The sequence below is a fragment of the Microbacterium sp. CPCC 204701 genome, from assembly GCF_004010105.1.
In the GTDB taxonomy this organism is placed as follows: domain Bacteria; phylum Actinomycetota; class Actinomycetes; order Actinomycetales; family Microbacteriaceae; genus Microbacterium.
This window is the reverse complement of sequence record NZ_RRYE01000117.1, coordinates 1-8,008: the sequence shown is the minus strand read 5'-3', so window position 1 is coordinate 8,008 and position 8,008 is coordinate 1. Positions and strand designations below refer to the sequence as shown.

The 8,008-nt window shown below is 70.8% G+C and carries 9 protein-coding genes and 2 pseudogenes; 7 read left to right on the top strand and 4 right to left on the bottom strand.

Annotated elements, in window-relative coordinates; translation table 11 throughout:
- Nucleotides 1–290, bottom strand: a pseudogene (locus EIO58_RS09065) (phosphoribosylamine--glycine ligase); the annotation flags it as partial.
- A gap of 225 nt (nt 291–515) precedes the next feature.
- Between EIO58_RS09065 and EIO58_RS09060 the strand changes: the two are divergent.
- Both EIO58_RS09060 and EIO58_RS09055 read left to right on the top strand, forming a co-directional pair.
- Nucleotides 516–884, top strand: a complete 369-nt coding sequence (locus EIO58_RS09060; RefSeq protein ID WP_127819257.1) for a sterol carrier family protein — start codon at nt 516–518, stop codon at nt 882–884.
- Between the two features lie 63 nt (nt 885–947).
- The gene (locus EIO58_RS09055; protein ID WP_127819256.1) at nt 948–1,301 is read left to right on the top strand and encodes a potassium transporter Trk; all 354 of its coding nucleotides are present in this window, start codon (nt 948–950) and stop codon (nt 1,299–1,301) included.
- A 6-nt stretch (nt 1,302–1,307) separates the two neighbouring features.
- Here EIO58_RS09055 and EIO58_RS09050 read toward each other — a convergent pair whose 3' ends face one another.
- Nucleotides 1,308–1,919: a zinc-binding alcohol dehydrogenase gene (locus EIO58_RS09050; protein WP_127819255.1), complete on the bottom strand. Its 612-nt coding sequence runs from the start codon at nt 1,917–1,919 to the stop codon at nt 1,308–1,310.
- A 223-nt stretch (nt 1,920–2,142) separates the two neighbouring features.
- On the opposite strand from EIO58_RS09050, the gene purM reads away from it, so the two are divergent.
- The 4 genes from purM (at nt 2,143) to EIO58_RS09030 (ending at nt 6,712) form a co-directional block, all read left to right on the top strand.
- Nucleotides 2,143–3,285: a phosphoribosylformylglycinamidine cyclo-ligase gene (gene purM / locus EIO58_RS09045; protein ID WP_274543205.1), complete on the top strand. Its 1,143-nt coding sequence runs from the start codon at nt 2,143–2,145 to the stop codon at nt 3,283–3,285.
- Between the two features lie 39 nt (nt 3,286–3,324).
- Nucleotides 3,325–4,785: an amidophosphoribosyltransferase gene (gene purF / locus EIO58_RS09040; protein WP_127819254.1), complete on the top strand. Its 1,461-nt coding sequence runs from the start codon at nt 3,325–3,327 to the stop codon at nt 4,783–4,785.
- 222 nt (nt 4,786–5,007) lie between these two features.
- Nucleotides 5,008–6,264, top strand: coding sequence for an MFS transporter (locus EIO58_RS09035; protein ID WP_127819253.1), 1,257 nt, complete (start codon nt 5,008–5,010; stop codon nt 6,262–6,264).
- A 49-nt stretch (nt 6,265–6,313) separates the two neighbouring features.
- Nucleotides 6,314–6,712: a TIGR02611 family protein gene (locus tag EIO58_RS09030; protein ID WP_240658659.1), complete on the top strand. Its 399-nt coding sequence runs from the start codon at nt 6,314–6,316 to the stop codon at nt 6,710–6,712.
- A gap of 3 nt (nt 6,713–6,715) precedes the next feature.
- Here the strand turns inward: EIO58_RS09030 and EIO58_RS09025 are convergent, their stop codons facing one another.
- Nucleotides 6,716–6,913 (bottom strand): DUF3073 domain-containing protein, encoded by a 198-nt coding sequence (locus EIO58_RS09025; RefSeq protein ID WP_127819252.1) that lies wholly within the window; start codon nt 6,911–6,913, stop codon nt 6,716–6,718.
- 168 nt (nt 6,914–7,081) lie between these two features.
- Here EIO58_RS09025 and EIO58_RS09020 point away from each other — a divergent pair, with 168 nt between their 5' ends.
- Nucleotides 7,082–7,621 (top strand): universal stress protein, encoded by a 540-nt coding sequence (locus EIO58_RS09020; protein ID WP_127819251.1) that lies wholly within the window; start codon nt 7,082–7,084, stop codon nt 7,619–7,621.
- 157 nt (nt 7,622–7,778) lie between these two features.
- Here the strand turns inward: EIO58_RS09020 and EIO58_RS09015 are convergent.
- Nucleotides 7,779–8,008: pseudogene (locus EIO58_RS09015) on the bottom strand (PadR family transcriptional regulator); the annotation flags it as partial.

Sequence of the window (8,008 nt, the reverse complement as noted above, 5' to 3'; positions counted from 1 at the left end):
GCGGCCGCCTTGCCCGGTCCGAACACCGGGATGCCGCGCTCGCGCACCGCGTCGGCCACGCCCGCGACCAGGGGCGCCTCGGGGCCGATGACGACCAGGCCGACGTGGTTCTCGTTCGCGAAGGCGGTGACGGCTGCCGGGTCGTTCGCGTCGAGAGCGACCAGCTGTGCGTCGTGCGCGATGCCGGCGTTGCCCGGAGCCGCGAAGATCTCGTGCTCGGCCTCCTCCGCCTGCAGCGCGAGGATGATGGCGTGCTCCCGCGCGCCCGAGCCGAGGACCAGGATCTTCACGCGCCCCAGCCTACCGAGCGGCTGCGGGCGCCGACCGTGCCGAGAAATCAGGAGACACGCCGCACGCCGCGCGGCGCCGCGGACGGCTCCTGCCCCCCTTTCCTGAATTCTGACGTTCGTGCCGGTGGACGCGGTGAAAGCGCCGGGCTCGATCGCGGCATGCGCGCCGCCGAGAAGCCGAAGTGCGCAGTTGAGCCCGGCGCTTTCGCGCGTACCGTGGATGGCATGCCCCGCAGGATCACGACCGACGACGGCCGCGCGGCCCTGGCCGCCGTCGCGGGGGCAGTCACGGCACCCGCCGTCCCCTCCCGCACCGACCGCGCGACGGCCGTGCGCTATCTGCTGCAGCTGCTGGCCGAGAAGGCGCCGGGCAACTCGGTCGAGGTGAGGGTGCCGCCGTTCGGCGCGGTGCAGGTCATCGAGGGGCCGCGCCACACGCGCGGCACGCCCCCGAACGTCGTCGAGACCGATGCCGCGACCTGGATCGCGCTCGCGACGGGCGCCGAGCAGTGGACGGATGCCGCAGCCGCCGGCCGCATCAGCGCCTCGGGCACCCGCGCCGACATCTCGCACCTGCTTCCGCTGCGTCCCTGATCCCGCGGGCAGCGGATTCGGCGTGCCGGTGTGCGCCGGTGCGGGCGGTGCGACAATGGACCCATGCCCGAGCACAGCCAGGACCACATCGAGACCGTCCGCGTACGGCGGGCACCGAAGATCTCGGTGTTCCTCATCGCAGGGGCCGCACTCGGGGTGCTGGTGGCGATGATCCTGACGTTCGCGTTCGACGGCAGCGCCGAGGCCAGTCCCAACACCGGCGTCGAGTACTCGCAGGGTCAGGTGTTCGGCTTCCTCGTGCTCGTCTGCGCGCCGATCGGCATCGCGCTCGCCGGCACCCTGGCGCTCATCCTCGACCGCCGCTCGCAGCGCCGCACGCACGACGTCGCGGTCGACCATGCCTCGGTGCACGTCGATCCCGAGCCCGGCACGAACGGCCACGGCCCCGGCCACTGACGCGGGTCAGGCCAGCTCGGCGATGATCGGGTGGATCGCAGCGTCGAAGGCCGCGACATCCCCCCGCAGTCCGTCGGTGACGGCGATCGTGAGCGAGCCGATCCACCACACGCCGCGCTGCGTCAGGGGCAGCACCTGCACGTTCAGCTCGAACGAGTGCGCGCGGCGGCCGACCTGCCGCTCGTACTCCGCGATGGCGCTCGCATACGCCCGGTACGCCGTGCCCATGCCGTGCGACGCGTCGCGTCGGTAGCGCGCGTTGGCGGACTGCGAGAACGCGAGGGCCTCGGCCGCGTGCGGGATGACCGCCGCCCGCAGCTCGTCGGCACCCTCGGCCGGGAGGGCGAGCAGCGTCTCGAACCCGTCGACGAGATCCAGCGGAATCGGCGACGGATGCGCCTGCGGCTCGACCGTCATCGCCCAGTACTCGCGCCACTGCCGCTCGAGCAGCGCCTGTGCCTCCTCGCCGCGGTCGTTCGCGCGCGGCGGGATGCCGCGCAGGTGCGGCAGCTCTTCGGGCGAGCGGATTCCGAGCACCTGGCGCAGATAGAGGGCAAGAAGCACCGGCTGACCGGCGTCTTCGCGGATCAGCCATTCCGGAGCGGCGGTGCTGCCCATGCCGCCCATTCTAGGTCCGGCGGTCCCGAGCGGATCGGCGGTTCGCGTCGCAGGAGATTCGGCGGCCCACCGCCCCGACACGCCGCGAACACGCCCGTAGCCCGCGAGGAGTCCTGCCAGACGAACGGGCGGAGGACGGATGCCTGGAACGTCGCGTCGAGGCCGGCCCCAGGCATCGGTCACCCGGCGTCCGGCCCGGCGGGCCGCCGGTAGGCTGGTAGCCGTGGCCTCCTCCGAACGCGATGCCCCCGCCCAGCCCGTGAACCCGTACACGGCCGCCGGCGTCGACACGGCCGCCGGCGACCTCGCCGTCGAGTTGATGAAGTCGGCCGTGCGTCGCACCCACGGTCCCGAGGTGCTCGGCGGGGTCGGCGGGTTCGCGGGGCTCTTCGACGCATCGGCCTTCAAGGCCTACGACAAGCCGTTGCTCGCGACGAGCACCGACGGCGTCGGCACGAAGGTCGCGATCGCGCAGGCCATCGACAAGCACGACACCATCGGCCAGGACCTCGTCGGGATGGTCGTCGACGACATCGTCGTGGTCGGGGCGAAGCCGCTGTTCATGACTGACTACATCGCATGCGGCAAGGTCTTCCCCGAGCGCATCGCCGACATCGTCCGCGGCATCGCCGCGGGCTGCGCCGAGACCGGCACCGCGCTGGTGGGCGGCGAAACAGCCGAGCACCCCGGCCTCCTCGGGGTGAACGACTACGACGTGGCAGGCGCCGCGACCGGCATCGTCGAGGCCTCCCGCACGCTGGGGGCGGAGCGGGTGCGCGACGGCGACGCCGTGCTCGCCCTCGCGAGCTCGGGACTGCACTCGAACGGATACTCGCTCGTACGCCACATCGTCGCGGGAGCCGGCATCCAGTACGGCGACAACGCCGCCGATCTCGGCACGACGTGGGGCGAGGCCCTGCTCGAGCCGACCCGCCTGTACACCCAGCCGCTGCTGCGTCTCATCGCCGAGACGGGCGACGCGGTCCACGCCCTCAGCCACGTCACCGGCGGCGGCATCGCCGCGAACCTCGCGCGCGTGCTCCCGCAGGGCACGTGGGTCGAGGTCGACCGGTCGACGTGGTCGCCGCCCACCGTGTTCCGCGTGCTCGCCGAGCTCGGCGGACTCGACCTCGAGTCGACCGAGGGCACCTGGAACCTCGGCATCGGATTCCTCGCCGTGGTGGCAGCCGAGAAGGCGGAGGCCGCGGCATCCGCTCTCGCAGGCGTCGGCATCGCGACGTGGCAGGTCGGGGTCGTCCGCGGCGGCGACCGCCCCGCCGGCGACCCCTGGGAGCAGGGGGCCAAGGGCGTCGACGGCGGCGCGGTGCGCCTCGTCGGCGCATACGCAGATCACACGGCTCGCTGAGCCGCGAACCCGAACAACGACACGGAGCGAGCAACACCCATGTGCGGAATCGTCGGGATGGTGGGGCGCGGCCCCGTCAACCAGGAGATCTACGACTCCCTCCTCCTGCTTCAGCACCGAGGACAGGACTCGACCGGGATGTCGACCGCCGAGCGCAGCGGCACGGTGCACATGCACAAGGCGCGGGGCCAGGTACGCGAGGCCTTCCGCACCCGTGACATGCGCGCGCTGCTCGGCGAGATCGGCCTGGGCCACGTGCGGTACGCCACCAAGGGCACCGCGTCGAACGAGGAGGAGGCCCAGCCGTTCTACGTGAACGCGCCCTACGGCCTCGTCCTCGTCCACAACGGCAACCTCACCAACACGCGCGAGCTCACCGCCGAGCTCTTCCACAAGGACCGGCGCCACCTCAACACCAGCTCCGACACCGAGCTGCTCGTGAACGTCCTCGCCAACGAGCTGCAGACCTCGATCTCGGGCCTCGAGCTCGACCCCGAGCAGGTGTTCCAGGCGGTGACCCGCGTGCACGAGCGCGTCGAGGGCTCGTACGCCGCGATCGCCCTGATCGCAGGCTACGGGCTGCTCGCGTTCCGCGACCCGTTCGGCATCCGTCCCCTCATCCTCGGCACGCGCAAGCACGACGACGGGCACTACGAGTGGGTCGTCACGAGCGAATCGCTCGTGCTCGAGAACGGCGAGTTCGAGATCGTGCGCGACGTCGACCCCGGTGAGGCCGTGTTCATCGACCTCGAGGGCAACCTCCACACGAAGCAGTGCGCGAAGAACCCGCAGCTGGTGCCGTGCTCGTTCGAGTACGTCTACCTCGCCCGCCCCGACTCGGTGATGAACGGCATCGCCGTGTACGAGGCGCGCTTGCGCATGGGCGAGCGCCTCGCCGACACGATCGCCAGGCACACACCGCGCGAGGCGATCGACGTCGTCATGCCGATCCCCGACTCGTCGCGTCCTGCGGCGATGCAGGTGGCCCGCAAGCTCGGCGTCGAGTACCGCGAAGGCTTCTACAAGAACCGCTACGTCGGCCGCACCTTCATCATGCCGGGCCAGGCCGCGCGCAAGCGAAGCGTCCGGCAGAAGCTCAACGCGATGTCGAGCGAGTTCAAGGGCAAGAACGTACTCCTCATCGACGATTCGATCGTGCGCGGCACGACGTCGAAAGAGATCATCCAGATGGCGAGGGATGCCGGCGCCAAGACCGTCACGTTCGCCTCGGCCGCGCCGCCCGTGCGCTACCCCCACGTGTACGGCATCAACATGCCGTCGCGGCACGAGCTCGTCGCGCACGGCCGCACGATCCCCGAGATCGCGCAGGAGCTCGGCGCCGACTTCGTCGTGTACCAGGAGGTCGAAGACCTCAAAGCCGCGATCCTCGAGGGTTCCGACCTCGAGGACCTCGACATGAGCTGCTTCGACGGCCGCTACATCACCGGGGCCGTGACCGACGAATACCTGGCCTGGGTCGAGGGCTCGCAGGAGTCCTGACCCCCCGGACCGTCATCCCCGGCTCGTCATCCGGGCTCGTCCCCCCGAACCCGCACGCGGTGGTTCCTTCGAGAGACTCCGGAGGGTTCGGGGGTCGCGACACGCGGAGTGACGCCGCGGATTCCGCGTGTTGCGCCCCCTGAACCCCACCGACGCCGGGCCGGAGGGCATCCGTCCCGCCGGCGACGCTGGGTGTGTGCGAGCGCCCGTAGGCTCTTACGAGTGACGTCGACCACTGCCCGCCCACTCTGGCAGGGCCGCACTCTCGCGCTCGCCGGCATCGTGCTGTTCGCGTTCTCGCTGCGGTCGGCGGTCGCGTCGCTGTCACCGCTGTTCGATCACATCGCCGCGGACTTCGAGGTGTCGGCCGCGGTGATCGGGTTGATCGGCACCGCGCCGCCGGTGTGCTTCGCGATCTTCGGACTGCTCACACCCGCGCTCGAGCGGCGATTCGGGCTGGAGCGCCTCGCCGTCATCGCGATGGCCGTCGTGTCGGTCGGGCTCATCTCGCGCAGCTTCGCACCGAGCTCGGGACTGCTGCTCGCCGGCACCGCGCTCGTATTCGCGGCCGTCGGCACGGGCAACATCCTGCTGCCGCCGCTCGTCAAGCGCTACTTCCCCGACCGTATCGGGCTGCTGACCACTGTCTTCTCGACGACCATGGCGGCGTCGACCTTCCTGCCGCCCCTCGTCGCGGTTCCGGTCGCGGACGCCATGCACTGGCGTTCCTCGCTCGGGTTGTGGGCCGTCTTTTCGCTCGTGGCGATGGTTCCGTGGATCCAGCTCGCGGTGCGCCGGGCATCGCACGACCGCGACGCGAGGAGCGCGAGCGGTGAAGACGGCGGCGACATCGTGCCGGCGAGCCCTCGCGCGCTGGGCCGCATGTGGCGGCTGCCCATCGCGTGGGCGCTCCTGGTGGGCTTCGCCGTCTCCGGCGTGCTGGCGTACGTGTCGTTCGCGTGGTTGCCCACGATCCTCGTCGACATCGCGGGCGTCACCGCGGCGACGGCCGGAGCGCTGCTTGCGCTGTTCGCGGCGATGGGCCTGCCGTGCTCGCTGCTCGTCCCGCTGCTCGTGACGCGCTGGAACGCCACCCGCACGCTGTTCGGCGCCGCCGTCGCCGCGGGGCTGGCGGGCATCGGGGGGATGCTGCTCGTGCCCACGACCGCGCCGTGGCTGTGGGTCGCACTGCTGGGCCTCGCTCCGCTGCTCTTCCCGCTGGTATTGGTGCTGCTGGGTCTGCGCACACGCACCCACGAGGGCTCGGTCGCTCTCAGCGGCTTCGTGCAGAGCGGGGGTTACGCGATCGTCGCGCTGTTCCCGGTCGGAGTCGGCCTGCTCCACGACGCGACCGGCTCGTGGACGGGTCCGCTGATCGTGCTCGCATGCGTGGTTGCGGCAGCCATTCCCGCGGGCGTCGTCGCCGCGCGGCCGCACACCGTCGAGCATGACTGGGAGCGCCGGCACGGCGCCTGGTGAGGCATCCGACTCCCAGCCAATTCGCGATATATCGTGTTAGCGTCGAGTCATGACGACGCCCGACAGCCTCGAGACCACGGTTCGCGCCGACATCGCTGCCGCGGAGCGCCCGAGTCGTCCGATCAGATGGATGCTGCGTCGCATGCGCATGTGGATCGACACGCACCCGCGCCTGAACGCCGCCTACCGCACAGGCGTCGGCGTGGTCGGCGGGACGCTCGCCATCGGCGGGCTGCTGCTGGTGCCGCTGCCCGGACCGGGATGGCTCGTGGTGTTCCTGGGCCTCGCCGTGCTCGGAACGGAGTTCCGCTGGGCGCGCCGGGTGGCCGGATGGTTCAAGCGCATGCTCGATCGGTTCTGGACCTGGTGGCGCGCACGGCGCGCACGACGTGCGGCATCCACCGCCGAAGCGCAGCGTCGCAACGACGCCGCGACGATTACGGAGTAGAGGTCAGGCTTGCGAGGACGAGACGGGTGACGTCTCGTCCTCGTCCTCGTCGTTGTACTCGTCGGCCCACTTGTCGATGTACTCGTCGTTCGACTGGTGACCGAGTTCGCGCTCGAGCGCAGAGTAGTTCACGTTGTACGTGTCGTACTTCAGCTCACGGGCGATCTTGGTGTGCTTCGCCTTCTGACGGCCACGCCCCATGCGAGACCCCCTCATAGTAGAGTCGCGGGCTATCTGCGGGCTCTCAGCCGCTGCAAACCCGGGCATTCACGAATCCGGCTTCGAACCGGTAAGAGTAGCATTCAGGATAACACGGGGCCCCGAGCATCGGCGGCTCCGGGGCCGCCGACGCAGGAGGAGTGCGGACATATGACCGACGAGGCATCCGAGACCCCGAGCGACGCGAGCGACAACGAGAAGCTGCACGGCGCGGTGATCGTGGGGGTCATCCCCGACCATTCCTCGCGGGTCCTCAAAGAGGCCGCACGCTACGCCAAGCTCTTCCATGCGCCGCTGGCCGTCGTGCATGTCGACGTCACGCGGTTCGTCACGTACGAAGACCCCGACGGCTACGTGCACTCCGCGCCCATCGACATGAACATCGCGTCGGGCGAGAACGACCTGGTGCGGGTGCAGGATGCCGCGGCCGCCCTCCTCGGCGACTCCGAGCTCCAATGGAGCGTCCGCCAGCTCGTCGGGGATCCGGCGATGGCGATCAAGCACTTCGCGGATCAGATCGATGCGCGGCTGATCGTCGTCGGCACGCGCAAGCGCGGGATCGGCGAGTCGATCCGTGAGTTCTTCACCGGCTCGGTCGGTGCCAGGCTCGCGCACCGGCAGTATCGGCCCATCCTGGTCGTGCCGCTGGGCGAGCCCGTCCCCGACGACGAGGACATCTGGCCGGCCTGACGACCTTCGTCCCGGACGCCCACGTCCCGCACTCGCGGACCGCGAGAGTGCATCTGACGGCCGAGAGGAGGGAAAGCGCCCTACCTCTCGGCCGTCAGCAGTTCTCTCGCGGGTCGCGCGGGCGAGGGCGAGGGCGAGAGGACGAGAATGCTGCGGCTCAGCCGCGGATGTGACGGGTGACCTCGCGCGCGACGCGGTCGAGGTCGGCGAGGAGTTCGTCGACGAACGTCGCGGCGAGGTCCCCTCCCCGCGCGACGTGCGTGCGGAGGTCGCTGCGTACGCGGGCGCGGAACTCGTTCACCGCCGCGTCGGCGCGCTGCAGCTGCTCGCGGGCGAGCACCCGGGGATCGTCGGCGCGCGGCTCGTGCGGGGCCGAGGTGCGCTCGG